Genomic DNA, 26249 nt, shown 5'->3' on the forward strand with positions numbered 1-26249 from the left:
GGGCTTGCAAGTGACGGACAGGGCTGAATTTCCTTTGACATGGCCGGGGGCATCCCTATAATGCTGCGCCTATGTTGAATGACCCGATTCCACCTCACGTTGACCCGCGCAAATTGGCTGACCGTGGCACCACCCTTCAAGGTGAACTGCTGCTGGCCGATTTGGAGAGACTCTGCGACCCGCTTTCCGACAATGTCGGTACGGTGCAGGCTAAATTCGTTTTCGAGCGTGACGAGCGTAAAGCTGTAGTTATCCACAGCTCCATCGACGTCGAAGTCAAAATGGTTTGCCAGCGTTGTCTTGAGCTGGTCACCCTGCCGATCCATAGCGAATGCAGTTATGCTGTGGTGAAGGAGGGTGCGAATACCCAGTCGTTGCCGAAAGGTTATGACGTGCTGGAACTGGGCGAAGATCCTTTGGATCTGCAGGCTTTGATCGAGGAGGAGCTTTTGCTCGCCTTGCCCATCGTGCCTGCTCATCATCCGGAAGAATGCCAGCAGCCGGCGGGTCTCGATGAGCCCGAACCGAGCGAGGACGAGGTAACGCGGTCCAACCCGTTCAGTGTATTGGCGCAGTTAAAGCGTGACCCAAACGTTTAGGAGTTAATCAATTATGGCTGTTCAGCAGAACAAAAAATCCCGCTCTGCCCGTGACATGCGTCGTTCGCACGACGCTCTCGAGGCTAGCACCCTGTCCGTAGAAAAGACCACTGGTGAAGTTCACCTGCGTCACCACGTATCGCCAGAAGGCGTATACCGTGGTCGTAAAGTGATCGACAAGGGCGCTGACGAGTAATCCTTGTCCGCTCAAGTCATCGCGATTGACGCAATGGGCGGGGACTTCGGTCCCCGCAGCATTGTTCAGGCCAGCCTTGCTTGCCTGTCTGCTACCCCCTCGCTGCACCTGGCCCTCGTCGGTCAACCTTTCCTTCTAGAAGAACTGATTTCCGGTCATTCGACTGTGGATCGCGCGCGCCTGACGGTTGTGCCCGCTGCTGAAGTCATTGGCATGGATGAAAAACCTTCCCAGGCTTTGCGTGGCAAGCCGGATTCCTCCATGCGGGTGGCGCTCGAGCTGTTGCGCGATGGCAAGGTCCAGGCCTGTGTCAGTGCCGGCAATACCGGTGCGCTGATGGCGTTGTCGCGTTATGTGCTGAAAACCCTTCCGGGCATCGATCGTCCGGCGATGGTGGCGGCTATTCCGACCCAGCGTGGCTATTGCCAGCTGCTGGATCTGGGGGCCAACGTCGATTGCAGCGCCGAGCACCTGTTCCAGTTCGCTGTCATGGGTTCGGTGGCGGCTGAGACGCTGGGGATCGTTCGTCCGCGAGTGGCATTGCTCAATATCGGCACTGAAGACATCAAGGGCAATCAGCAGGTCAAGCTGGCGGCGAGCCTGTTGCAGAATGCCCGGGGTCTGAATTACATCGGTTTCGTCGAGGGCGACGGCTTGTATCGCGGCGAGGCGGATGTGGTGGTGTGCGACGGTTTTGTCGGCAATATCCTGCTCAAGTCCAGCGAGGGGCTGGCGACCATGATCGCGGCGCGTATCGAGGCGTTGTTCAAGAAAAATGCGGTTTCCCGTGTGGTGGGTGCCCTGGCGTTGCCACTGATGCGGCGTCTGCAGGCCGATCTGGCGCCGGCGCGGCACAATGGTGCGAGTTTTCTCGGTTTGCAGGGAATAGTCGTGAAAAGCCACGGTTCGGCGGGGGTTCAGGGCTTCCAGAGCGCGATTCAGCGGGCGTTGATCGAGATCCAGGAAAACCTCCCGGAGCGCCTGCACGGCCGGCTCGAAGATCTGTTGCTTTAGGCGTTTGCGCTCGGAAATGCTTAAATGTGACCGCTCAGTTCAATTGGCCATCCAACTGTCAGTTTCTTGCGTCCACCGCGGTGTGGCGTCAATTCTCCGACGACAAGATCATTAGGGGCTTGTTACATGTCTGCATCCCTCGCATTCGTCTTTCCAGGACAGGGCTCGCAGTCCCTCGGCATGTTGGCCGAGTTGGGCGCGCAGTACCCGTTGATCCTCGAAACCTTCAAAGAAGCTTCCGATGCTCTGGGCTACGATCTCTGGGCCTTGACCCAAGAGGGTCCCGAAGAGCTGCTCAATCAAACCGATAAAACCCAGCCGGCCATTCTGACCGCCTCCATCGCCCTGTGGCGTCTGTGGCTGGCGGAAGGCGGCGCGCGCCCGGCATTCGTTGCCGGCCACAGCCTGGGTGAATACAGCGCGCTGGTTGCCGCTGGCAGCCTGACTCTGGGCGAAGCCGTGAAGCTGGTAGAGCGTCGCGGCCAGTTGATGCAAGAAGCCGTTCCCGCAGGACAGGGCGGCATGGCGGCGATTCTCGGCCTGGAAGATGCCGATGTGCTGGCCGCTTGTGCCGAAGCCGCGCAAGGTGAAGTGGTCAGTGCAGTCAACTTCAACTCCCCGGGCCAGGTGGTGATCGCCGGCGCCAAGGCCGCTGTCGAGCGCGCCATCGAGGGTTGCAAGGCACGTGGCGCCAAGCGCGCCATGCCATTGCCGGTCAGCGTGCCATCGCACTGCGAGCTGATGCGTCCGGCCGCCGAGCGCTTCGCCGAGTCGATTGCCGCCATCAACTGGCAGGCACCACAGATTCCATTGGTCCAGAACGTCAGCGCCGATGTGGCGCCGGATCTCGACACCCTCAAGCGCGACCTGCTGGAGCAGCTGTACAAGCCGGTGCGTTGGGTGGAGTCGGTACAGGCTCTGGCGGCCAAAGGCGCTACCCAGCTGGTCGAGTGCGGTCCGGGCAAGGTCCTGGCGGGTCTCAACAAGCGCTGCGCCGAAGGCGTATCGACCTCTAACCTGAATACCCCAGATGCCTTCGCTGCCGCTCGCGCAGCGTTGGCCTGAATTAGGAGAAGCCTGCATGAGTCTGCAAGGTAAAGTTGCATTGGTTACCGGCGCCAGCCGCGGTATTGGCCAGGCCATCGCGCTGGAGCTGGGTCGCCTGGGCGCGATCGTTGTGGGCACCGCAACTTCCGCTTCGGGCGCCGAGGGTATTGCTGCCACGTTGAAGGAAAACGGCATTCAAGGCACTGGCCTTGAGCTCAATGTCACCAGCGACGAGTCCGTTGCTGCCGTACTGGCCAGCATTCAGGAGCAGTTCGGCGCGCCGGCGATCCTGGTGAACAACGCTGGTATTACCCGTGACAACCTGATGATGCGCATGAAAGACGACGAGTGGTACGACGTGATCGATACCAACCTGAACAGTCTGTATCGCCTGTCCAAGGGCGTTCTGCGCGGCATGACCAAGGCTCGCTGGGGTCGAATCATCAGTATCGGTTCGGTAGTGGGTGCCATGGGCAACGCTGGCCAAGTAAACTACGCCACCGCCAAGGCAGGTCTGGAAGGTTTCAGTCGTGCTCTGGCGCGTGAGGTTGGCTCGCGGTCGATTACCGTGAACTCGGTGACCCCGGGTTTCATCGATACCGACATGACCCGCGACTTGCCTGACGCGCAGCGTGAAGCGCTGCAAACACAAATTCCGCTGGGTCGTCTGGGGCAGGCTCAAGAGATCGCGCAAGTGGTCGCTTTTCTTGCGTCCGACGGTGCGGCATACGTGACCGGGGCTACAATCCCGGTGAACGGCGGGATGTACATGTGAGTTAAATGTGACGGATTGCTTCAAAAAAATGTCATACGAGCTGTCTAAAATCCGTTATAAAGCTGCAATCAATTTATAGGCAGGTGGCCAAAGGGTTTGAGGAGTGAAGCTTTCAGTTGAAAAGCTGAAAAGCCTTTCTATACACTTACCCACTGGCCAGCTGCCTGAATTTGTCCATTAGGAGTGAAAACAAGGTATGAGCACCATCGAAGAGCGCGTCAAGAAAATCGTTGCTGAGCAACTGGGCGTTAAAGAAGAAGAAGTTGTTAACACCGCTTCCTTCGTTGAAGACCTGGGTGCCGACTCCCTTGACACCGTTGAGCTGGTGATGGCTCTGGAAGAGGAATTCGAGACCGAAATCCCTGACGAAGAAGCTGAAAAGATCACTACCGTTCAAGCAGCTATCGACTACGTTACCAGCCACCAGGCTTAATCGTATTTAGTCGTCTTTTGCTGTCATGGAAAAACCGCACTGCCGTAACGGCGTGCGGTTTTTTCTTTAGGCCTGATGCAAAGTGTCGTCATTAGAAAAAAGGAGAGTGCTGTGTCGCGTAGACGCGTCGTAGTCACCGGTATGGGTATGTTGTCGCCACTGGGTACGGATGTTCCGAGCAGTTGGCAGGGCATTCTGGCTGGCCGCAGTGGCATTGGTCTGATCGAACACACCGACCTTTCTGCCTATTCCACCCGTTTTGGCGGCTCGGTAAAGGGCTTCAATGTCGAGGAGTACCTGTCGGTCAAAGAGGCCCGCAAACTCGACCTGTTCATTCAATACGGCTTGGCGGCCGGTTTTCAGGCGGTGCGTAATGCCGGCCTGGAAGTGACCGATGCCAACCGTGAGCGAATCGGCGTTGCCATGGGTTCGGGTATTGGTGGTTTGACCAATATCGAAGAAACCAGTCGCACGCTGCATGAATCCGGCCCGCGTCGAATTTCTCCGTTCTTCGTGCCTGGCTCGATCATCAATATGATTTCCGGATTCCTGTCCATCCATCTGGGTGCCCAGGGGCCGAACTACGCCATTTCCACGGCCTGTACCACCGGTACCCACTGCATTGGCATGGCGGCCCGCAACATTGCCTATGGCGAAGCCGACGTGATGATCGCTGGTGGCGCTGAAATGGCCGCCTGCGGCCTGGGCATGGGCGGCTTTGGCGCATCCCGCGCGCTGTCGACCCGCAATGACGAGCCGACCCGTGCCAGCCGCCCTTGGGACAAAGGCCGTGATGGCTTCGTGCTGTCCGACGGTGCCGGCGCGCTGGTGCTCGAAGAACTGGAGCACGCCAAGGCCCGTGGCGCGACCATCTATGCCGAACTGATCGGTTTTGGCATGAGCGGCGACGCCTACCACATGACTTCGCCACCCGCCGATGGCGCCGGCGCGGCGCGCTGCATCGCCAATGCGCTGCGCGACGCCAAGCTGAACGTTGAGCAGGTGCAGTACATCAACGCCCACGGCACCTCCACGCCTGCCGGTGACCTGGCGGAAGCCGAGGCGATCAAGAGCGTGTTCGGCGATCACGCCTACAAGCTGGCGGTCAGCTCCACCAAGTCCATGACTGGCCACCTGCTGGGCGCGGCGGGCGCAATCGAGGCCATCTTCAGCGTGCTGGCGATCAACAGCCAGGCAGCGCCTCCGACCATCAACCTCGATGAGCCGGATGAAGGTTGCGACCTGGATTTCGTGCCGCACACCGCGCGCAACATGGACATCGACGTGGTGCTGTCCAACTCCTTCGGGTTCGGCGGTACCAACGGCTCCCTGGTGTTCCGCCGGTTCGCCGGCTGATGGACAGCTGGGTCGACGGTCAGCCGGCTGACGTTCTGTCGCTCAAGGACCGCGGCCTGGCTTATGGCGATGGGCTGTTCGAGACCATCGCCGTGAGGGCGGGCCAGCCCTTGTTGCTGGAGCGGCATCTGCTGCGTCTGGCCGAGGGCTGTTCACGCCTGGCCATCGCTGCCGATCAAGCCTTGATCCGCAGCGAACTCACGGCCTACGCCTCGCTGCTGGGGGAGGGCGTGCTCAAGCTGATCCTCACCCGTGGCGACAGCCAGCGCGGTTATGCCGCCGACCCGCGGGCGCAGCCGCGGCGAATTCTCCAGGGTAATGCGCCAGCCACTTACCCAGCGGCGCATGCCGAGCAGGGAATTCGACTGTTCCCTTGCACCACCCGCCTGTCCGAGCAGCCCCTGCTCGCCGGCCTCAAGCACCTCAACCGACTGGAACAGGTTCTCGCCCGTTCCGAGTGGCAGGACAGTGAGCATGCCGAAGGCTTGATGCTCGATCTTTCCGGACGGGTGATCGAGGGGGTGTTCAGCAATCTGTTCCTGGTGCGCGACGGTGCCTTGTTCACGGCCGACTTGAGCCGTTGTGGCGTCGCCGGAGTGATGCGCGCTGAAATATTGTTTCAGGCCGCGTCGTTGGGGATCCCCACGGAAATCGCCGACATCAGTCTCGAACAGTTGCAACAGGCTGACGAAGTCTTTGTCTGCAACAGCGTTTATGGCATTTGGCCGGTGCTTGCCTGTGGCGCGCTGCGCTGGTCGGCCGGACGACTCACCCGTAAACTGCAACGCATTGCCCGCACGCTACTGGATGCCTGATTTGTGAGACGTAAACTATTGCTTCTGCTGGAGACCGGACTGGTTCTGGCAGGTCTGGCGCTGGGCGCTTCGGCCTGGAAGTTGAATTCGGCGCTGGAGCAGCCTCTCAACCTGACTCAAGAGCAATTGCTCGATGTGCCAGCCGGCTCGACGCCAGGCGGTACCTTCAACCGTATGGAAGCCAATGGCGTTCTCAAGGACGCGTTCTGGCTGCGCCTGTACTGGCGCTTCAATATGGAAGGGCAGCCGCTGCACAGCGGCGAATACCGCATGACCTCGGGGATGACCGCGCGAGGCCTGATCGGGGTCTGGCAGCGCGGTGAAGTGGTGCAGTACAGCCTGACCCTGGTGGAAGGCTGGACGTTCCGTCAGGTGCGCGCCGCGCTGGCCAGGCATGACAAGCTCGAACAGACCCTGAATGGGTTGAGTGACAGCGAAGTCATGGAAAAACTCGGTCATGGCGGCGTTTTCCCCGAGGGCCGGTTCTTTCCCGATACCTATCGTTTCGTGCGCGGGATGAGCGATGCCGAGCTGCTGGAAAAAGCCTACAGCCGCCTGGACGAGGTGCTGGCCAAGGAATGGAACAAGCGCTCGGCCGATGTGCCTTATACCGAGCCTTATCAGGCGTTGATCATGGCCTCGCTGGTGGAGAAGGAAACCGGCGTGCCCCAGGAGCGCGGACAGATTGCCGGGGTATTCGTGCGCCGCATGCAGGTTGGCATGTTGCTGCAAACCGATCCGACGGTGATCTATGGTCTGGGCGAGCGTTACAACGGCAAGTTGACCCGCGCTCTGTTGAAGGAAGCGACCCCCTATAACACCTACGTGATCAGTGGCTTGCCGCCGACCCCGATCTCCATGGTCGGTCGCGAGGCGATCCATGCCGCGCTCAACCCGGTGCCGGGCAGCAGTCTGTATTTCGTGGCGCGTGGCGATGGCAGCCATGTGTTCTCCGACGATCTGGATGCGCACAACAATGCCGTGCGCGAGTTCCAGCTCAAGCGTCGCGCCGATTATCGTTCCAGCCCGGCACCGGCGGGCAGCCCGGCGGCTTCCGAGACTCCGGAGTCGACTCCGGCGGCGTCGCCCGATACGGCGCCCGAGGTGGTTCCGCAGGAGTCCCCTGAGGAGCCCTCTCAGGAGGCTCCCCAAGTGAACTCGAAAGTACCGCCGCAAGCACCGGTCGAAACTCCCGTCGAGCCCGAGCCGAAAAGCCCGCAATGACTTTGATTAAGGACTGCCTGTGACTGGCTTGTTTATTACTCTGGAAGGCCCGGAAGGCGCGGGTAAAAGCACCAACCGTGAATACCTGGCCGAGCGCCTGCGCGCCGCCGGCATCGAGGTGCTGCTGACCCGCGAGCCGGGCGGCACGCCTTTGGCCGAGCGGATCCGCGAGGTGCTGCTGACCCCCGGTGACGAGGTCATGAATCCCGATACCGAGCTGTTGCTGGTGTTCGCCGCGCGCGCCCAGCATCTGGCCGAGGTGATTCGCCCGGCACTGGCCCGTGGCGCAGTGGTGTTGTGCGACCGTTTTACCGATTCCACCTACGCCTATCAGGGCGGTGGTCGTGGTTTGTCCGTCGAGCGCATCGCGACCCTGGAGCAGTTCGTTCAGGGTGAGCTGCGGCCTGACCTGACCCTGGTGTTCGACCTGCCGGTCGAAGTGGGGCTGGCGCGCGCCAGTGCCCGTGGCCGCCTGGATCGTTTCGAGCTGGAAGGCCGGGTGTTCTTCGACGCGGTACGCCAGGCCTACCTGAAGCGTGCGGCGGCCGATCCGGCGCGTTACCTGTTGGTGGATGCCTCGCAACCGCTGTCCCAGGTCCAGCAAGCGCTGGACGCCCTGTTGCCGAAATTGCTGGAGCTGCACCGTGGCTGAGGCCTTTCCCTGGCAGGACGAGCTCTGGCAGCAACTGGCGGGCCGTGCCCAGCATGCCCATGCCTATCTGCTCCATGGTCCGGCGGGTATCGGCAAGCGTGCGCTGGCCGAGCGCCTGATGGCGTGCTTGCTGTGCCAGCGCCCGGCCGGGCTGGATGCCTGCGGGCAGTGCAAGTCGTGCCTGCTGCTGCAGGCCGGCAGCCACCCGGACAACTACGTACTGGAGCCGGAGGAAGCGGACAAGGCGATCAAGGTCGACCAGGTGCGCGAGCTGGTCAGCTTCGTGGTGCAGACCGCGCAGTTGGGTGGGCGCAAGGTGGTGTTGATCGAGCCGGTGGAGTCGATGAACATCAACGCTTCCAACGCGCTGCTGAAAAGCCTCGAAGAGCCCTCCGGTGATACGGTGTTGCTGCTGGTCAGCCACCAGCCGAGCCGTTTGCTGCCGACCATCAAGAGTCGTTGCGTGCAGCAGGCCTGTCCTCTGCCCAGTGAGGCCATGAGCCTGCAATGGCTGAGCAAGGCCCTGCCGGATTGCTCGGAAGAGGAGCGGGTCGAACTGTTGACCCTGGCCGCCGGTTCGCCTCTGGCGGCTGTCAGCCTGCAAGCCCAGGGCGCGCGCGAGCAGCGGGCGCAGGTGGTCGATGGGGTGAAGAAGTTGCTCAAGCAGCAGCAATCGCCGACCCAACTGGCCGAAGGCTGGAATGCGATACCCTTGTTGCTGTTGTTCGACTGGTTCTGCGACTGGTCGAGCCTGATCCTGCGTTATCAACTGACGCAGGACGAGGAGGGGCTGGGGTTGGCCGATATGCGCAAAGTGGTGCAGTACCTCGCGCAAAAATCCTCCCAGGCCAAGGTTCTGGAGATCCAGGACTGGATCCTTGCGCAACGCCAGAAGGTGTTGAACAAGGCCAACCTCAACCGTGTGCTGTTGCTCGAAGCCTTGCTGGTGCAGTGGGCCGCACTGCCTGCCCGCAACTGAGGCGGCGCCTGGAAACCAACCGAATCGCCGGCTGCCGCTCGGGCCGGCTTGTTCATTGACCGAATGTGGTTGTCGCTTCTTATGCTTGTAGATTCCCATTGTCACCTCGATCGCCTCGACCTCGCCGCGCACGACGGCTCCCTTGATGCCGCCCTGGACGCGGCTCGTCAGCGCGGTGTCGGGCATTTCCTGTGTATTGGCGTCAGTGCCGACAACGCGGCCGACGTCAAAGCCCTGGCCGAACGTTATGACGATGTCGATTGCTCGGTCGGTGTCCATCCCCTGGATGTCCAGCCCGGCGCCGCGCCAGCCCTCGACTGGCTGCTGCAGGAGCTGAACCACCCGCGGGTGGTGGCCATCGGCGAGACCGGCCTGGATTACCACTACGAGCCGGAGGCGGCGCAGTTGCAGCAGGAGTCCTTCCGCCTGCACCTGCAAGCCGCCCAGCAGACCGGCAAGCCGGTGATCGTCCATACCCGTGGCGCGCGCGCCGATACCCTGGCCCTGCTGCGCGAAGCGGCGTTGCCGCAAGCCGGGGTCCTGCACTGTTTCACCGAAGACTGGGACATGGCCAAGGCCGCGCTGGATTTGGGGTTCTATATTTCCCTGTCCGGGATTGTCACCTTCCGCAATGCCGACGCGTTGCGGGACGTGGCGCGCCAGGTGCCGGCCGACCGTTTGCTGGTGGAAACCGATTCGCCGTACCTGGCGCCGATTCCTTATCGCGGCAAGCCCAACCTGCCGCAGTACGTGCGCGAAGTCGCCGAGTTCCTGGCCATGCTGCGTGGGGAGCCCTACGAGCGTTTTGCCGAGCAGACCACCGAGAACTTCAAGCGTCTGTTCCCGCTGGCGCATGTCAAGGGCTGAATTGCGGGCAAAAAAAACCCGGGTTCTGGGGGGTGAATCCGGGTTAAGACCATTAGGAGTAAAACAAAGGCACGCCATCCCTTGGTACCTTCATCGGCGCTTCACTTGGGGGAGATGTCACGCCGACACTTCAAGTATTGATCACTATTGAATTCAGTCCAGTTGGCCTTGCTCGTTTTTTAAACAAATTTGGAATACGAGCGCTTCGCTTGAGTTCTCATTGCCGGGCGATTTCCGCCACGATGGCGAGAGTTTCGTCGATCACACGTTTTTCGGTATAGAAATGCGGTGAAAATCTAACCCCGGGGCCGCGGGGGATGCACACCACCTGCTGCTGTTGCAGCGCCTCATAAACCACCTGATTATCGATGCCATCGATACTGAACGAAAAAATTCCGCCGCGTCGAGCGGGGTTGAGCGGGGTGTGCAGGCGTACGCCAGGGATAGCGTTCAAGCCGTCCTGAAGCCACTGCACCCGTTCGGCGATCAATGTCGCCACATGCTCCATGCCCACTTCTTCCAATAACGACAGGCTGGCTTCCAGGGCCATGGCGCCGAGCATGTTCGGGCTGCCGCACTCGAAGCGTCGGGCGCTTTTGGCGGGTTCCCATTCGCTGCGGCGGTAATCGCCCATGTGTTCCAGCATGTGCCAGCCGAACTCATGGAGCTTGAGCTGCGCGCGCAGCTCGCTGCGGCAATAGAACACGCCGAGGCCTTCAGGCCCGAGCATCCATTTGTGGCCGTCGGCCATGGCGAAGTCGCATTGATAGGCCTGGACATCGAAGGGTTGGGCACCCAGCTGCTGGATGGCGTCGATGCAGAACAGCACATTCTGCTGTTTGCAGCCGGCGCCCAGGCGCTGCAGGTCCAGGCGCAGGCCACTGGCGAATTGCACCGCGCTGATCGCCATCAGCCGGGTGCGCGGCCCGCAGGCGGCCAGCAACGCGCCTTCCGGATCCTCGCCCTTGAGGCTGACCTGAAGCACTTCCACGCCCTGGCTGGCCAGGGCTTCCCAGACAATACGGTTGGAGGGGAATTCTTCGTCGCTGATGACGATCTGGTCACCTTTTTCCCAGGACAGGCCAAAGGCGACGAATGACAGCGCTTCCGAAGTATTTTTGACCAGCGCGATGTCATCCGTTGACGGTGCATTTAGCAGACGCATCAGGCGTTCGCGCAGGCGTTGTTCAAGGGCCATCCAGTCCGGATAGTCCCGCGCGCCCAGTAAAACGTTCTCTTTGGCGAAGCGCGCCACGGCTTCGGCGGCTCGATTCGGCCAGGGTGCGACAGCTGCATGGTTTAAATAACGCAGGCCCGGGGCCTGTACAAATTCATCAAGAAACATAGTCATGGTCGGATGATCCGTGCATTTTGGCGCAATTTAGGCATAATACGCGGCTTCGATTTTGACCCCGACAGACCTTTTCTTATGCAGAAAGAACCTCGTAAGGTCCGTGAGTTTCGTCGCCGTGAGCAAGAAATTCTCGATACCGCGCTCAAGCTGTTCCTCGATCAAGGTGAAGACAGCGTCACCGTCGAGATGATCGCTGATGCCGTTGGTATCGGCAAAGGGACCATCTACAAGCACTTCAAGTCCAAGGCGGAGATCTATCTGCGCCTGATGCTCGATTATGAGCGCGACCTGAACGAGCTGCTGCACTCTGCCGATGTCGACAAGGATAAGGAAGCCTTGTCCCGGGCCTACTTCGAATTCCGCATGCGTGATCCACAGCGTTACCGGCTGTTCGATCGCCTGGAAGAGAAGGTGGTCAAGGGCAACCAGGTTCCGGAAATGGTCGAGGAGCTGCACAAGATCCGTGCTTCCAACTTCGAACGCCTGACCTTGTTGATCAAGGGCCGCATCAGCGAAGGCAAGCTCGAAGACGTGCCGCCTTACTTCCACTATTGCGCAGCCTGGGCGCTGGTGCACGGCGCGGTGGCGCTGTACCACTCGCCGTTCTGGAGCAATGTGCTGGAAGACCAGGAAGGCTTCTTCCAGTTCCTGATGGACATCGGCGTGCGCATGGGCAACAAGCGCAAGCGCGACCCCGATAGCTCCGGCAGCTGATTCATTCAGTCGCCTTATGGCGCCATGATTTCTCTATATGGCGCAGTGTCCCAGGAATATACTCAGGCATGGGACTTGCCAAAACCTGATTTTTGAGTCAGGTTTTGGTCGGTTCACTCTTCCTTCGCCGGAGTCATCCATGATCGTTGACCGTCAAGGCAGGCGTTTTCGCAATCTGCGTATCAGCCTGACTTCTGCCTGCAACTACGCCTGTACCTACTGCGTGCCCAATGGCAAGCGGCTGGTGGCTGCCCAGGACGAGTTGTCGGCCGAAGCCATGGCGCGCGGCGTGGCCTACCTGATCGAGGCGGCGGGCATCGAACGCCTGCGCATCACCGGCGGCGAGCCCCTGGTCAGCCCGAAACTCGAAGCCTTCATGGCGGCAGTGGGGCAGATGGGCCTGGAAGACATCAGCCTGACCACCAACGGCCAGTTGCTCGCACGCAAGCTGCCGCTGCTGGTGGATGCCGGTATCCGGCGCATCAACGTTTCTCTCGACACCCTGGATGCCTCGGCCTTCCGCAGCATCGCGCGTGGCGGCGATCTGGCGACGGTGCTCGACGGCATGGACCAGGCTCGCGCGGCGGGCATGAAAATCAAGGTCAACATGGTGCCGCTGCGCGGGCAGAACCTGGATCAGGTAATGCCGCTGCTCGACTACTGCCTGGAGCGTGGCTATGAACTGCGCTTTATCGAGCTGATGCGCATGGGCCATCTGGCCAGTGATTCCAACGCCTTCCTGCAGCAGTTCGTCAGCCTGCAGCAGTTGCTGAGCCTGATCGGCGAGCGCTACGAATACCTGCAGGCCGATGCACCGGTGGATGCCACTGCGGTGCGTTATGAAATCCCGGGGCAGGGCCATTTCGGCGTGATCGCCAACGAAAGCGTGCCGTTCTGCCGGACCTGCTCGCGCCTGCGGCTGTCATCCACCGGCTGGCTGCACGGTTGCCTGTCGTCGAGCAACCGGCATTACGTCGGCGACCTGCTGGACAAGCCGCGCCATCAAGCCTTGCCGGCCTTGCAGCGCCTGCTGGTCAAAGCCTTGGGCGACAAGCAGGATGTGGCGTTCTCCGGTGGTGCGACCGTGATGAAAATCATCGGCGGCTAAACCTCCATCTCCTTGATCCCCGTCCCCTGTAGCCGCTGCCGCAGGCTGCGATCGAGGGCGAAGCCCTCGCCAATCCAGACAATCCATTTCTCTCAGACCAATCGCATTCAGCGGGTTTGCAGCTGCTGCGTAATCTGCCGCAGCAGCTACAGGCGCCCGAGCTGGCGCGGAAGCTGCATCTCGTGGCCATTCGCCGGTTTTCCGTCACCGGCTTCTGGAGGGAAGGATGCGTAGCCTGGTTTTGCTGCTGGCTTTTTTGGGGCTCGGTGGCTGCATGAATGTCAGCGATATGGGCGAGGGCGTTCGCTATCACATGAGTGATGCGGGGTTCCTCGATCACAGTAATACCCAGCGCTCCAACTCGTTCCGCGTTCAGCCGGACTCGTTCATTTTCATCGCCCAGGGCGCCTTTGCGCCGCCGGGCAGCGCCTACCCGCGTCCCAACGTGGTGGCCGAGGAAGCCTTCAAGGGCTTTATCGAATACTTCCCCATGGTCCGCCGCGCCCGGGCGCCGGAAGGCCTGGACCAGGCCATGGCCGAAGCCCGTGAGGTGGGGGCGCATTACCTGCTGTACACCCGTTTCGCCAAGGCCGACGACCGCATCGGCAACTCCGATGAATGGTTCGACCAGGAAGCCGTGGATCGCCTGGGGATCGACAACGGCGTGATTCAGATCATGCTGATCGAGACCAGTACCCAATACCTGATCGACACCGCGCGGATTCGCAGTCGTGGCGGTTTACTGACGTTCCACGACAACAAGCCGGAAGACCTGCTTGGCCCGCCGCTCGAACAATACGCCCGCAGCCTGTTAGGCTTGAGTGATTAAGCCAAGCACGAGGAGAGCAGCATGAGTGGTCCGGGCAAAGCCAATGATCTGTTGGCGCAGATTCCCAAGGCGGAGAAGGGCTTGCCGCCGGTCCACCTGTGGAATCCCGACTTCTGTGGCGATATCGACATGCGTATCGCCCGCGACGGCACTTGGTACTACCTGGGCACCCCCATTGGCCGCAAACCCATGGTCAAGCTGTTCTCCACCATCATTCGCCGCGATGGTGACGACTACTTCCTGATCACCCCGGTGGAAAAGGTCGGCATCAAGATCGATGACGCGCCCTTTGTCGCCGTCACCCTGGAAGTCGAAGGGGAGGGCGAGGCCCAGCTCCTGCGCTTTACCACCAATGTCGACGAGCAGGTCAGCGCCGGTAGCGAACACCCGCTGCGGGTGGTGATCGATCCGCAGACCCAGGAGCCGGCGCCTTACGTTCATGTACGCAGCAACCTGGAAGCGCTGGTGCACCGCAACGTGTTCTACCAACTGGTGGAGTTGGCGGTGAGCCGTCCGATCGACGGTCAGAACTGGCTGGGCGTCTGGAGTGGTGGGGTGTTCTTCCCGATCGGCCTGGAGCCCTGAGTTCCGAAACATCTTGTTGATCGAATAAATATCTTGCGACCAGGATTCTGTTTCATGTATCAATTTGTACATGATTAGACATGTTCGATTTGACAAGAAAAAACGCGTGGTCGATGAGCTGATCCGACGCATCGAAAGCGGCCTCATGGAGGACGGTTTCCTGCTGCCGGGCGAGCATCAGTTGGCCCAGGAATTCTCGGTGAGTCGTGGCACCTTGCGCGAGGCCCTGGCCGAACTCAAACGCCGCAACTACATCGCCACCCAGAGCGGGGTCGGCTCCATCGTCACCTTTGACGGTGTGATGTTGGACCAGCAAAACGGCTGGGCCCAGGCCCTGGCGGACAGCGGGGCGCTGATCAACACCGAGGTGCTGCGTCTGGAGGCGGTGCAACGTCCCGACCTGTTCAGCCATTTCGGCACCGACCAGTTCATTGCCCTGGACCGGCGCCGGCGTTCTACCGACGGCACCGTGGTTTCCCTTGAACGTTCCCTGATGCCCGCCACTGGAGGCCTGGAGAGCCTGCCGCGAGTAGGGCTGATCGATGATTCCCTGACCATTACCCTGGCCGCCTACGGCTACATCGGCGAGCGCGGCGATCAATGGATCGGCGCCGAGCCACTGGGTGAAGAAGAAGCACGACTGCTGGGGCGTCCGGCCGGCAGTGTGTTTCTCAAGGCCCTGCGGACCACCTATGACCGCCGCGGGCGTTTCATGGAACAGGTGGAAAGTTTTCTCGACCCGCTGCACTTTCGCCTGCACCTGGAATTCGGAGCGCAGAAATGATCCCCCTGGATCGCGCTCTGGGCGCTTTTTACGGGCTGGCCCTGGGCGACGCCCTGGGCATGCCGACCCAATCCTTGAGCCGGCAGCAGATCAAGCAGCGCTTCGGGGCCATCAAGGGCCTGGAAGACGCCGGCCCCGATCAGCCGATCGCCGCCAACATGCCCAAGGGCTCGATCACCGACGACACCGAGCAGGCGATCCTGGTCGGCGACCTGTTGGTCGCGGGCAAGGGGCGGATCGAACCGGCGGCGTTGGCCCACAGCCTGATCGAGTGGGAAGCGGCGATGCAGGCCAAGGGCTCCCAGGACCTGTTGGGCCCGTCGACCAAACGTGCCATCGAAATGATCCTCGCCGGGCATACCGCGGAAGAGGCCGGGCGCTACGGCACCACCAATGGCGCGGCGATGCGTGTCACCCCGGTGGGCATCGCGGCGAATGTCGACGATGCCCAGGCCTTTATCCGTGCGGTGGTGGAGGCTTGCCAGGTGACCCATAACACCACGCTGGGTATCTCCAGCGCGGCGGCGGTAGCAGCGGTGGTGTCCGCCGGGATCAATGGCGTGCCGCTGGGCGATGCCTTGCAGATTGGCGTGCAGATCGCCCAGGAGGCGGAGCGGCATGGCCACTGGGTGGCCGGCGGCCGTATCGCCACCCGCATCAGTTGGGCGCGCAGCCTCAGTGTCGAAAGCGACAAGGCGCTGCTGGCCGATCTGCTGTACGACCTGATCGGTACTTCCGTCGCTTCCCAGGAATCGGTGGTGGTGTCCTTTGCCCTGGCGCATCAGGTGGCCATCGGCGAACTGCAGGCGTTCGAGGCGCTGTGCATGGCCGCCAGCCTGGGGGGCGACACCGATACCATTGCCGCCATCCTCGGCGCGATGCTCGGTGCCTGCCAGGGGATGGATTGCTGGCCGGCCACCTTGATCGAGCAGATCAAGCAGGTCAACGACCTGGATCTCGAACCTCTGGTGCAGGGGCTGCTGGCCCTGCGTTAAGGGCCGCGAGGCTGCATGACCGAGGCTCCCACCACCTGTGCGCGGGCCGTCGCTGAGGCCTATTTGCCATGGATAGCAGGAATACGGCGAGGAATGCCGGGACGTCTGATCGACTTCCGAAATTGCCGACAATCACAACAAAGGCAACAGGAGCTTTTTCATGAGTGCATCGAACCCCGGGCAAAGCGCCGGGCAGCTGGAAACCCGTGGCATCGAGCCGGTGCCGGAAGGCGAGTGCAACGGCCATCCGCTGCAACTGTTCTGGGTCTGGTTCGCCGCCAATATCAGCATCCTCGGCTTGCCGCTGGGGGCGACCCTGGTAGCCTTTCGCGGCCTGTCGATCTGGCAGGCGATCATCGTCGCCATCCTTGGCGCCGCCGGTTCGTTCGCGGTGGTGGGGATCATTTCCATCGCCGGGCGTCGCGGGCGGGCGCCGAGCCTGACACTGTCGCGGGCGATCTTCGGCGTGCGCGGCAATATCGGCCCGACCCTGGTGTCGCTGATGTCGCGGGTGGGCTGGGAAACCGTCAACACCACCACCGCCGCCTTCGTCCTGCTGTCACTGTGTTCGATCCTGTTCGGCTCGCCAGTGGAAGCCAAGAGCGCGCCGCTGCTGACCCTGGTGTTCATCGGTATTTTCGTGCTGCTGACCCTGGTCGTCTCCGGCCTCGGCCATGCGACCCTCTTGGTGATCCAGAAGTGGGCCACCTATGTCTTCGGCGCGCTGAACCTGCTGGTGGGCGGCTTCCTCTGCGCCACCATCGACTGGAGCGCGGTATTCAACGCGACCCCGGCGCCGTTGAGCGCGATGATCATCGGTATCGGCACCATGGCCGCGGGCACCGGCATCGGCTGGGCCAATACCGGCGCCGACATGTCGCGTTACCAGCACAGCAGCGTTAAGGCCTCGCGCCTGGTGGCATCGGCGGCCTTTGGTGCCGGCATTCCGCTGGTGCTGCTGATTACCCTGGGCGGTCTGCTGTCGGTGGGCAACGACGACCTGGCCTCGGCCACCGACCCGATCGTGGCGATTCGCGACATGCTGCCGACCTGGATGGCGGTGCCGTACCTGATCACCGCTTTCGGCGGCCTGCTGCTGTCGAACAACCTCTCGGTGTATTCGGCCGGCCTGACCACCCTGACCCTGGGGCTCAAGGTCAAGCGGGTGTATGCGGTGGTGGTGGACATCGTGGCGATCTTCGCCGGCTCCATCTACTTCATGCTGATCGCCGAGAGTTTCTATGGGCCGTTCATTACCTTCATTTCCTTGCTGGCGGTGCCTCTCACCGCCTGGGTCGGGATCTTCGTGGTCGACCTGATCCACCGTCACCACTACAGCCCCAAGGACCTGCTGGACGTCAGCCCGAGCAGTGCGTACTGGTATCGCGGTGGTGTCGAATGGCGGGCCTGCGGTGCCTGGGCGCTGGCCATAGTGCTGGGCTTCAGTTTCACCACCATCGGCACTACTGCCGACAACATCTGGTTCGCCGGGCCACTGGCCGACTCCTGGCTGGGCCATAACGGCCTGGGCTGGATCGTTACCTTCCTGGTGGCCGGTGGTGTGTATGCCGTGCTGGGCGGGGCCAGGGACCGCCGCGGCGCTTTTGTCGAGAATGCCAATGCCTAGAATGCTGCACACCGGCCAGGTCATCGTCGATCTGGTGATGTCCGTGGACCGCTTGCCGAGTTCCGGCGGTGACGTACTGGCGCAGTCCGCCAGCTTCGAGGCCGGCGGCGGCTTCAACGTGATGGCCGCCGCCCAGCGTAACGGCTTGCCGGTGCTGTACCTGGGGCGACACGGCAACGGCCGTTTCGGTGATCTGGCGCGTGAGGCGATGCGTGCCGAGGGCATCCAGGTCACTCTCGAGGCCAGCCGCACCGAGGACACAGGTCTGTGTGTGGCGCTGACCGAAGCCTCGGCCGAACGCAGCTTCATTTCCTACATCGGGGCGGAAGGCCAGCTGTCGGCCGAGGATCTGGCCGGTGTCGCGGTGCAGGCCGACGACTCTGTCTATGTCAGCGGCTACAGCCTGCTGCATGCCGGCAAGGCCGAGGCCTTGCTGGACTGGCTGCTGGCCTTGCCGCGGGCGATCCGGCTGGCGTTCGATCCGGGCCCGCTGGTGGATTCGCCGGACTCCGCGGCCATGCGCCGGCTACTGCCGCGTATCGATATCTGGACCAGCAACAGCATCGAGGCCTTGCGCTTCACCGGGACCTCGACCATCGCCGAAGCCCTGCAGCGCCTGCATAAGGGGCTGTCGCAGGAGGTGTTGCTGGTGGTCAGGGACGGGCCGCAGGGTTGCTGGGTCAGCCAGCATCGCCACAGCGCCCATGTGCCGGGCTTCAAGGTCCAGGCGGTGGACAGCAACGGTGCCGGCGATGCCCATGCCGGGGTCTTTGTCGCAGCCCTGGCGCAGGGGCTGGAGCCACTGCAGGCGGCGCGCCGTGCCAACGCAGCGGCGGCCCTGGCGGTGACCCGCTGGGGGCCGGCCACCGCGCCGGGTACGGCGGAGGTGGATGCGTTGGTCAATGGGGATGGTGTTCCAGCGCAGGCATTTGCCGACTGAACGAGAGTGATCTCGAGCAAGTTCGCTCCTACACGGAGTGTTGGGGCGGGAACAAAGCAGATAAGTGCTCGGGAATGGACGAATGGGGCTCTTGGTATCGACGCCAGAGGGTTGTGATCGTTATCACAGAAGCGCGGCATTCAGCGCAAAAGGGGCAGGCCAGGGCGGCCCGAGGTTTGCCAGGGCGGGGGGAGTCTCGCACAATGCCTGCGCGCAAACCCAAGGCTGTTACCGGTCCGCTGCGGTTGCCGTGCGGTCGCGGTGCACTTTTCCAAGGAATGAAAAAATGAAGACTCGGATGTTTTTGGCTGCGGCCCTGATGGGTGGCACCGTACTGCTGGCCGGTTGTGGCGATAAGAGTGAGAAAGTCAGCCAGCCTGTGGCACAGGTCGATGCCCGGCAACAGGAAATCGACAAATACAACCAGTACGTCGGTGCGGCGAACAGCATCAGCGAATCCTTCCAGACGTTCTTGCAGCGTTACCAGCAGTACGAGGTGCCGGCCCTGGCAGGCAAGGCGCCGATCACCGCTTTCAGCGTCGGCAACGATATCCTCATCGATCGCCTGAGCCGGGCCCTGGATAGCGCCCTGGCCGCCGGTACGCCGATCCCGGAAGTGGATCAGGCGGCCCAGGCCTTTTCCGCGGCTCTGAAAACCCTCTCGCCGCTGAGTCATGAGCTGCAGAACTACGCGACGTCCAAGGGCTATCTGAGCGACAACGGCGACTTGGCCCGTCGGCAGAGCCAGGCCTATCTGGCCGCCCTGACCGCGGTCAGCGACAAGGAGCAGGACTTCTACGCCGGCCTTGGGGCGCGTGACCTGGCGCTGACCAAGCAGGCCTTCGATGAGGCGCCGAAAGACACCGCGGCCTACTACCGGGCCGGCTTGATCTACTACGGCAAACTCAACACCGCGGATGCCGAGACGCTGTTCGCCGAGCCGAACGATCCGCAGGCCCTGGCGGCCTTCGAGAAGTCCCTGGCCCTGGTGGCCGACGCGGCCGCGGGCTGGAATGGCAAGGTCAGCGCCCAAGCGGCGCAGAGCGGCAAGTCGTGCGGTGGTGGCATGCTGGAAATCAATGAGTTCATCGGCCAGTCGCGTTCGATCATCCGCGACGTCAAGGACGGGGTGTACAAGCGCGCTCCCGAGGGCGCGATGAAGAACCTGTCGGCGCAGATGCAGAGTTCGAGCATCGTCCGCTCGGCCAACCGCTACAACCGCACCTACGGCAATATGATCAATCGCTTCAACCATCCGACCTGCTGAGCCGGTGCTTGAGGGGGCCTGCGGCATTCAACAGGGTCATGGCCAGGATCGTGGCGGCTGTGATCCTGCAGGCTTCGGAGTTAGCGCGAGGCGGAGTAAGTCAGCCGCCGATCTCATCGATGAATTCGTCCATGAAGCGCTTCAGGCGGGCATGCCGCACCTGCGCCAGGCGCGCGCCGGTCAGGGTCTGAAACCCCTCGGCCAGGTGCAGCAGCTTGGTGTGGAAGTGGTCGAGGGTGAAGTTCAGGTCGTCGTAGCCGCGGTGCTCGGCATGCGGGTCGTGGGGATCGTAGAAGGCTCGGTTCAACCGGCCGCCGACATAGAAGGTACGGGCCACGCCGAGAGCGCCCAGGGCGTCGAGACGGTCGGCGTCCTGCAGGATCTTCGCCTCCAGGGTGTCGGCCTGGATGGCGGCGGAAAAACTGTGGGCTTCGATGGCGTGGGCCACCGCGGCGATCTTCGCTTCGGGCCAGCCCAACTGGTGCAGCAGGGCCGAGGCCTTTTCCGCCGACAGGCGCGAGGCCTGGGCGCGCAGCGGTGAGCTCTTTTCCACGGCGACACAATCGTGCAGCAGGGTAGCGGCCAGCAACACTTGCAAGTCGCCGCCGTCTTCCCTGGCGATGCGCCGCACATTGGCCCATACCCGCTGCAGGTGCGACAGGTCGTGGGCGCCGTCGTCGACGGGCTCCAGCGCATGGGGCAGCAGGGTGTTGGCGAGATCGGGCAGGGGGGCAAAAGCGTGGGCGGTCATCTGGAGGGAGCCATCAGCGGGTGAATAACGCGCTACTGTAGCCGCTGTCGAAGGCGGCGATAAAGCCCATGGAGCTCTCACACCAGCGTCCTTTGTTGGGTGGCTGACCGGTAAGTCTGCGGCACGGGTTACAGGAGCCGGGCAATTCCGACATGGACAATCACCCGCCACGACCTCCAGGCACATCACCGTGAAATACCCGTGCATGTCCTTCCCCTGTCGATCTAATATGGCCGCCTGCCTTCCAACCGAGACCCGCCGATGTCCGTCGAAATCCGCCCAGCCGTGCCCAGCGATGCACCGCAAATCCTTGCCTTCATCAGGGAGTTGGCCGATTACGAACGCGCGCGCCATGAGGTCATCGCCAGCGTCGCCGACATCGAGCGCAGCCTGTTCAGCGAGGGCGCCACGGCCCACGGCCTGATCTGTCTGCGCGACGGCATGCCGATCGGCTTCGCGGTGTTTTTCTTCAGCTATTCCACCTGGCTGGGCAGCAACTGCCTGTACCTGGAAGACCTCTACATCACCCCTGCACAGCGCGGCGGCGGCGCTGGCAAACAGTTGCTGCGACACCTGGCGCGGATCGCCTGCGACAACGGTTGCGGGCGCTTCGAGTGGAGCGTGCTGGAGTGGAACGAACCGGCGATCCAGTTCTACAAATCCCTGGGCGCCCAGCCGCAGGAAGAGTGGGTGAGGTACCGCATGGATGGCGATGTGCTGCGCGCGTTCGCCCAAGGCTGAACCCACCGCTCCATGACAGCAGGCTGTAGCGCTGGCGAGGCTGCACAGCGCATGACCTATTTCTGGCGTTTGCGCCGGACTTGGCGGCTGAGGCTTCTTCCTCTGTAGGAGCGAGGCTTGCCCGCGATAGCGTTTTTTCAGACTTACCGCCATCGCGGGCAAGCCTCGCTCCTACGGGGTCGCGTTTATTGCTTGAGGGTGGCCATGTCGATGACGAAGCGGTACTTCACATCGCCGGCGATCATCCGCGCGTAAGCCTCGTTGATCTGGCGGATGTCGAGCATCTCGATGTCGCAGGTGATGTTGTGCTCGGCGCAGAAATCCAGCACTTCCTGGGTTTCGGCGACGCCACCGATCAGCGAGCCGGCCAGCACGCGACGCCCCAGCACCAGCTTGGCCGCGTGCACGGGCGGGTCCACCGGTTCGATCAGGCCGACCAGAATATGTACGCCGTCGAAGCGCAGGGTATCCAGGTAGGGGTTGAGGTCGTGTTGCACCGGAATGGTGTCCAGCAGGAAGTCGAAGCGGCCGGCCGCGGCTTTCATCTGTTCGGCATCGGTGGAGACGATCACATGATCGGCGCCCTGGCGACGACCTTCCTCGGCCTTGCTCGCCGAACGGGTGAACAGGGTCACTTCCGCGCCCAGAGCCTTGGCGAACTTGATGCCCATGTGACCGAGGCCGCCCATGCCGAGAATGCCCACCTTGTCGCCGGCCTTCACCCCGTAATGCTTGAGCGGCGAGTAGGTGGTGATGCCCGCGCAGAGGATCGGCGCGGCGCTGGCCAGGTCGAGCTTCTCGGGGATGCGCACGACAAAGTGCTCGCTGACCACGATGCTGTCGGAGTACCCGCCCATGGTGTTGCTGCCGTCGACCCGGTCCGGGGTGGCGTAGGTCATGGTCGGGCCTTCCAGGCAGTACTGTTCCAGGTTGGCGGCGCAGGCTTCGCAATGCCGGCAGGAGTCGACCATGCAGCCGACGCCGACCAGATCGCCGACCTTATGCTTGGTCACTTGGGCACCGACGGCGGTGACCTTGCCGACGATCTCGTGGCCCGGCATCAGCGGGTACACGGCGATGCCCCATTCATTGCGGGCCTGGTGGATATCGGAGTGGCAGACGCCGCAGTAGAGAATCTCGATGGCCACGTCGTCGGGGCGCGGGCTGCGTCGCTGAAAGCTCATGGGGGAGAGGGGCGTGGTGGCTGACTGGGCGGCGTAACCGATGGCTGTGTACATGATGAACCTCGCAAAAGCACTGACAGGTGAGGCGGGCCATTCTCGGCGCCGCTGCCTGACGCGAACATGGCGATTCCTCGCCATGTCATGCCTATTCCTCCGCCATCGGCCATTTGCCCGCGGCATTGGCGTTCAGACCTGCGATGATGTTTTCATCCCTTTTTTCGTGAAGTTTTCCCCATGTTGTTGACCCGTCATCTCGATGCCAACGCCACCCTGGTGTCCCTGATCCAGCCTCTTGCGACCCGCGACGGTTTCGTCCCCACGGAGCTGCCCGAGGTCAAGGTGCTGCGGGCCAGTTGCGATGTGGCCCGTGGCCCGCAGATCTATGAGCCGAGCCTGATGATCATCGTCCAGGGCAGCAAACTGGCGTACCTGGGCCCGCGGACCCTGGAGTACGGCGCCGGGCATTACCTGATCCAGGCGCTGTCGGTGCCCTTCGAGTGCGAGACCTTCGCCATGCCCGATGCGCCCTTGCTCGGGGTGTCCATCGCCCTCGACCGGGCGTTGTTGGGCGAGTTGGTGCTGGCAATGGGGGGCGCCGCAGGGCGCAGTGCCCAGGCGCAGACCCCGGAGTCCATGACCTCGGTGGTGCTCGACGACACGATGCGCGGTTGCGTGGAGCGCCTGCTGCACTGCCTGCACGATCCTCTGGAGTGCAAGGTGATGGGCCAGGCGCGCTTGCGCGAATTGATGTTCACCGTCTTGCGTGGGCCGCAGGCCGATGTGCTGCGTGCGCTGGTGGAGCAGCACGGGCAGTTCGCCCGGATTTCCGCCTCGCTCAATCACTTGCACGAGCATTACACCGAGCCGCTGAACGTCGAGACCCTGGCCCGTTGCGCGAACATGAGCGCCTCGACCTTTCATGAGCACTTCAAGCGCAGCACGCTGCTGTCGCCGGTGCAGTACCTCAAGCGCCTGCGCTTGCTCAAGGCGCAGCAGTTGCTGCTGGGGGAAGGGCTGGGCGTGGCCCAGGTGGCGCATCGGGTGGGGTACCAGAGCACCTCGCAGTTCAGTCGTGAGTACAAGCGTTACTTCGAGCGCAATCCGGGGGATGAGCGTGCGGCGTGATGGCGTGGAGCGACACTCTTCTGTAGGAGCGAGGCTGCCCGCGATAATAGCGACGCGGTCCGGCAGACGCACCGCAGTGATTTCATCGCACGCAAGCTGTGCTCCTACAGAAGCAGGGCAGTGGTACTGGCAATAAAAAAGGCCCCCGTTCGGGAGCCTTTTTTCAAGCGTACGCCTTACATGTTCGGGTAAGTCGGGCCGCCCGCGCCTTCCGGCGCGACCCAGGTGATGTTCTGCGCCGGGTCCTTGATGTCGCAGGTCTTGCAGTGCACGCAGTTCTGGGCGTTGATCTGGAAGCGCTTCTCGCCGTCTTCCTTGGTGATCACTTCATACACCCCGGCCGGGCAGTAGCGTTGAGCAGGCTCGTCGTACAGCGGCAGGTTCTTGCCGATCGGGATGCTCGGATCGGTCAGCTTCAGGTGGCAAGGCTGTTCTTCTTCATGGTTGGTACCCGAGATGAACACCGAGCTGAGTTTGTCGAAGCTGAGCTTTCCGTCCGGTTTCGGGTAGTCGATCTTCTTGCAGTCCGCGGCCAGCTTCAGGCAGGCATAGTCCGGCTTGGTGTCGTGCAGGGTGAACGGCAGTTTGCCGCCGAAGATGTTCTGGTCGACCCAGTTGAAACCGCCGCCGACGATGGCGCCGTACTTGTGGATCGCCGGGCCGAAGTTGCGGCTGGCGAACAGTTCTTCGTACAGCCAGCTGGACTTGAATGCTTCTACATAGGTGTTCAGCTCGTCGGCGCCTTCGGAGCCAGCGAACAGCGCATCGGCCACGGCGTCAGCTGCGAGCATGCCGGACTTCATGGCGGTGTGGCTGCCCTTGATCTTGGCGAAGTTCAGGGTGCCCAGGTCGCAGCCGATCAGCGCGCCGCCCTTGAACACCATCTTCGGCAGCGAGTTCAGGCCGCCTTTGCAGATGGCCCGCGCGCCGTAGCTGACACGCTTGCCGCCTTCGAGGTACTGCTTGAGCACCGGGTGATGCTTGAGGCGCTGGAATTCGTCGAACGGCGACAGGTAGGTGTTGCTGTAGGACAGGTCGACGATCAGGCCGACCACCACCTGGTTGTTTTCCAGGTGATAAAGGAAGGAGCCGCCGGTGTTCTCGGTGCCCATGATGTCCAGCGGCCAGCCAGCGGTGTGGACCACCAGGCCTGGCTGATGCTTGGCCGGGTCGACTTCCCAGATTTCCTTGAGGCCGATGCCGTAGTGCTGGGCGTCGGCGTCACTGTCCAGGTTGAAGCGCTTGATCAGCTGCTTGCCGATGTGGCCGCGGCAGCCTTCGGCGAACAGGGTGTACTTGCCACGCAGTTCCATGCCGGGGGTGTACAGGCCTTCCTTCGGATTGCCTTCGCGGTCGACACCCAGGTCGCCGGTGATGATCCCGCGGACCACGCCGTTCTCGTCGAACAGCGCTTCCTGGGCGGCGAAGCCCGGGTAGATTTCCACACCCAGGTTCTCGGCCTGCTGGGCCAGCCAGCGGCACAGGTTGCCCAGGGAGATGATGTAGTTGCCCTCGTTGTGCATGGTCTTGGGCACAAAGAAGTCAGGAACTTTGGTCGCGCTGTCGGCGTTTTTCAGGACATAGATGTCATCGCGCTTGACCGGGGTGTTCAGCGGGGCGCCGAGTTCCTTCCAGTCCGGGAACAGCTCGTTCAGGGCGCGCGGTTCGAACACGGCGCCGGAAAGAATGTGAGCACCGACTTCGGAGCCTTTCTCGACCACGCAGACGCTGATTTCCTTACCGGCTTCGGCGGCCTTCTGCTTCAGTCGGCAGGCGGCGGACAAGCCAGCGGGGCCGGCACCGACGATGACCACGTCGAATTCCATGTATTCGCGTTCCACTAGGCTATCTCCTACTCAAGGCTCAACGGTTTTTTTCTAATTGGAGGTTGGGTGTCGCATCGATGGTTTTCTCCGCCGGACAGGGGAGTGGACAATGAACGACCCGCCTTTCTCTCTAGGCGGCGCATTATATCTACACCACTCTTAGCGTCCAATACAAACGTTTGTTTGAATTTGCTGCAGCCCATGTAAATCAAAGAAGCGCGGCTTATGACTGGCCATTTTGGCGTATTGACCAGAATAGGCGTTCCGGTCAAGATACGGTCGGTTTTGCGCTCGCCGTAGGCTGACTGTTGGTTTCAAGAGCACCTCTAAAGACAGGGCGAAGGCAGTACAAGGTGACGCAACGTGCAGTTTACACGCCGCGCTAAAGAATGACCGGCCAGTCGCCACTGACGAACGGTCATCATCCCGTGAGCAGGGTCATCTGTCTGCTGTTGCAAGGGT

The 26249-nt window shown here is 62.2% G+C and carries 27 protein-coding genes; 23 read left to right on the forward strand and 4 right to left on the reverse strand.

Translation table 11 applies throughout. The features are described from left to right. Positions 1 to 71: 71 nt before the first annotated feature. From C4K38_RS09075 to C4K38_RS09130, 12 genes are all read left to right on the forward strand, one after another. Complete coding sequence (locus tag C4K38_RS09075) at positions 72 to 599, forward strand: YceD family protein (protein WP_009047832.1); 528 nt, start codon at positions 72 to 74, stop codon at positions 597 to 599. Between the two features lie 13 nt (positions 600 to 612). Beyond that, complete coding sequence (gene rpmF / locus C4K38_RS09080; RefSeq protein ID WP_003179396.1) at positions 613 to 795, forward strand: 50S ribosomal protein L32; 183 nt, start codon at positions 613 to 615, stop codon at positions 793 to 795. Between the two features lie 3 nt (positions 796 to 798). Then, positions 799 to 1809, forward strand: coding sequence for a phosphate acyltransferase PlsX (gene plsX, locus C4K38_RS09085; protein ID WP_081001446.1), 1011 nt, complete (start codon positions 799 to 801; stop codon positions 1807 to 1809). A gap of 126 nt (positions 1810 to 1935) precedes the next feature. Then, positions 1936 to 2874: an ACP S-malonyltransferase gene (gene fabD, locus C4K38_RS09090; RefSeq protein ID WP_053278062.1), complete on the forward strand. Its 939-nt coding sequence runs from the start codon at positions 1936 to 1938 to the stop codon at positions 2872 to 2874. A gap of 16 nt (positions 2875 to 2890) precedes the next feature. Beyond that, the gene (fabG, locus tag C4K38_RS09095; protein WP_053278063.1) at positions 2891 to 3631 is read left to right on the forward strand and encodes a 3-oxoacyl-ACP reductase FabG; all 741 of its coding nucleotides are present in this window, start codon (positions 2891 to 2893) and stop codon (positions 3629 to 3631) included. A 196-nt stretch (positions 3632 to 3827) separates the two neighbouring features. Next, the gene (gene acpP, locus C4K38_RS09100) at positions 3828 to 4064 is read left to right on the forward strand and encodes an acyl carrier protein (protein ID WP_003175607.1); all 237 of its coding nucleotides are present in this window, start codon (positions 3828 to 3830) and stop codon (positions 4062 to 4064) included. A 111-nt stretch (positions 4065 to 4175) separates the two neighbouring features. Further along, positions 4176 to 5420 carry a beta-ketoacyl-ACP synthase II gene (gene fabF / locus C4K38_RS09105; protein ID WP_053278064.1) on the forward strand — a complete coding sequence of 415 codons (1245 nt, stop codon included), beginning with the start codon at positions 4176 to 4178 and terminating at the stop codon, positions 5418 to 5420. Continuing rightward, complete coding sequence (pabC, locus tag C4K38_RS09110) at positions 5420 to 6235, forward strand: aminodeoxychorismate lyase (RefSeq protein ID WP_053278065.1); 816 nt, start codon at positions 5420 to 5422, stop codon at positions 6233 to 6235. Before fabF ends, pabC begins: the two co-directional genes overlap by 1 nt. Before the next feature lie 3 nt (positions 6236 to 6238). Continuing rightward, positions 6239 to 7459, forward strand: a complete 1221-nt coding sequence (gene mltG / locus C4K38_RS09115) for an endolytic transglycosylase MltG (protein WP_053278066.1) — start codon at positions 6239 to 6241, stop codon at positions 7457 to 7459. A 19-nt stretch (positions 7460 to 7478) separates the two neighbouring features. Next, positions 7479 to 8111, forward strand: coding sequence for a dTMP kinase (gene tmk / locus C4K38_RS09120; RefSeq protein ID WP_053278067.1), 633 nt, complete (start codon positions 7479 to 7481; stop codon positions 8109 to 8111). Next, complete coding sequence (locus C4K38_RS09125; protein ID WP_053278068.1) at positions 8104 to 9090, forward strand: DNA polymerase III subunit delta'; 987 nt, start codon at positions 8104 to 8106, stop codon at positions 9088 to 9090. Before tmk ends, C4K38_RS09125 begins: the two co-directional genes overlap by 8 nt. An 81-nt stretch (positions 9091 to 9171) precedes the next feature. Beyond that, the gene (locus C4K38_RS09130) at positions 9172 to 9957 is read left to right on the forward strand and encodes a TatD family hydrolase (RefSeq protein ID WP_053278069.1); all 786 of its coding nucleotides are present in this window, start codon (positions 9172 to 9174) and stop codon (positions 9955 to 9957) included. Between the two features lie 217 nt (positions 9958 to 10174). Here the strand turns inward: C4K38_RS09130 and C4K38_RS09135 are convergent, their stop codons facing one another. After that, positions 10175 to 11308 (reverse strand): aminotransferase class V-fold PLP-dependent enzyme, encoded by a 1134-nt coding sequence (locus C4K38_RS09135; RefSeq protein ID WP_053278070.1) that lies wholly within the window; start codon positions 11306 to 11308, stop codon positions 10175 to 10177. A gap of 78 nt (positions 11309 to 11386) precedes the next feature. Between C4K38_RS09135 and C4K38_RS09140 the strand changes: the two genes are divergently transcribed. The 9 genes from C4K38_RS09140 to C4K38_RS09180 all read left to right on the forward strand — a co-directional run bounded on the left by C4K38_RS09140 (position 11387) and on the right by C4K38_RS09180 (position 20160). Next, on the forward strand, positions 11387 to 12025 hold the full coding sequence (locus tag C4K38_RS09140) for a TetR/AcrR family transcriptional regulator (protein WP_007928069.1): 639 nt from the start codon (positions 11387 to 11389) through the stop codon (positions 12023 to 12025). A gap of 139 nt (positions 12026 to 12164) precedes the next feature. Further along, entirely contained in the window at positions 12165 to 13133 is a 969-nt protein-coding gene (locus tag C4K38_RS09145; protein WP_025804332.1) for a GTP 3',8-cyclase MoaA, read from the forward strand. A 226-nt stretch (positions 13134 to 13359) separates the two neighbouring features. Continuing rightward, entirely contained in the window at positions 13360 to 13962 is a 603-nt protein-coding gene (locus tag C4K38_RS09150) for a DUF4823 domain-containing protein (RefSeq protein ID WP_009042857.1), read from the forward strand. A 21-nt stretch (positions 13963 to 13983) separates the two neighbouring features. Further along, positions 13984 to 14547 (forward strand): DUF1285 domain-containing protein, encoded by a 564-nt coding sequence (locus tag C4K38_RS09155; RefSeq protein ID WP_053278071.1) that lies wholly within the window; start codon positions 13984 to 13986, stop codon positions 14545 to 14547. A 70-nt stretch (positions 14548 to 14617) separates the two neighbouring features. Continuing rightward, positions 14618 to 15331: a GntR family transcriptional regulator gene (locus C4K38_RS09160; protein ID WP_053278072.1), complete on the forward strand. Its 714-nt coding sequence runs from the start codon at positions 14618 to 14620 to the stop codon at positions 15329 to 15331. Beyond that, positions 15328 to 16326, forward strand: a complete 999-nt coding sequence (locus C4K38_RS09165) for an ADP-ribosylglycohydrolase family protein (RefSeq protein WP_053278073.1) — start codon at positions 15328 to 15330, stop codon at positions 16324 to 16326. The genes C4K38_RS09160 and C4K38_RS09165 overlap by 4 nt, the downstream gene beginning before the upstream one ends. 160 nt (positions 16327 to 16486) lie before the next feature. Then, on the forward strand, positions 16487 to 17953 hold the full coding sequence (locus C4K38_RS09170; protein WP_053278074.1) for a purine-cytosine permease family protein: 1467 nt from the start codon (positions 16487 to 16489) through the stop codon (positions 17951 to 17953). After that, complete coding sequence (locus C4K38_RS09175) at positions 17946 to 18893, forward strand: PfkB family carbohydrate kinase (RefSeq protein WP_053278075.1); 948 nt, start codon at positions 17946 to 17948, stop codon at positions 18891 to 18893. The genes C4K38_RS09170 and C4K38_RS09175 overlap by 8 nt, the downstream gene beginning before the upstream one ends. A 286-nt stretch (positions 18894 to 19179) precedes the next feature. Then, a complete protein-coding gene (locus C4K38_RS09180) occupies positions 19180 to 20160 on the forward strand; it encodes a DUF3829 domain-containing protein (protein WP_053278076.1) in 981 nt (326 codons plus the stop codon). 100 nt (positions 20161 to 20260) lie between these two features. Here C4K38_RS09180 and C4K38_RS09185 read toward each other — a convergent pair whose 3' ends face one another. Continuing rightward, complete coding sequence (locus C4K38_RS09185; RefSeq protein WP_053278077.1) at positions 20261 to 20911, reverse strand: HD domain-containing protein; 651 nt, start codon at positions 20909 to 20911, stop codon at positions 20261 to 20263. A gap of 261 nt (positions 20912 to 21172) precedes the next feature. On the opposite strand from C4K38_RS09185, the gene C4K38_RS09190 reads away from it, so the two are divergent. After that, positions 21173 to 21652, forward strand: a complete 480-nt coding sequence (locus tag C4K38_RS09190) for a GNAT family N-acetyltransferase (protein WP_053278078.1) — start codon at positions 21173 to 21175, stop codon at positions 21650 to 21652. 185 nt (positions 21653 to 21837) lie between these two features. Here C4K38_RS09190 and C4K38_RS09195 read toward each other — a convergent pair whose 3' ends face one another. Then, complete coding sequence (locus tag C4K38_RS09195) at positions 21838 to 22890, reverse strand: NAD(P)-dependent alcohol dehydrogenase (protein WP_053278079.1); 1053 nt, start codon at positions 22888 to 22890, stop codon at positions 21838 to 21840. 180 nt (positions 22891 to 23070) lie between these two features. Between C4K38_RS09195 and C4K38_RS09200 the strand changes: the two genes are divergently transcribed. Next, positions 23071 to 23961, forward strand: coding sequence for an AraC family transcriptional regulator (locus tag C4K38_RS09200; RefSeq protein WP_053278080.1), 891 nt, complete (start codon positions 23071 to 23073; stop codon positions 23959 to 23961). A gap of 176 nt (positions 23962 to 24137) precedes the next feature. Here C4K38_RS09200 and C4K38_RS09205 read toward each other — a convergent pair whose 3' ends face one another. After that, positions 24138 to 25802, reverse strand: a complete 1665-nt coding sequence (locus tag C4K38_RS09205) for an electron transfer flavoprotein-ubiquinone oxidoreductase (protein ID WP_038580822.1) — start codon at positions 25800 to 25802, stop codon at positions 24138 to 24140. Positions 25803 to 26249: the final 447 nt, after the last annotated feature.

The sequence above is a fragment of the Pseudomonas chlororaphis subsp. piscium genome (genome assembly GCF_003850345.1).
Lineage (GTDB): Bacteria > Pseudomonadota > Gammaproteobacteria > Pseudomonadales > Pseudomonadaceae > Aquipseudomonas > Aquipseudomonas piscium.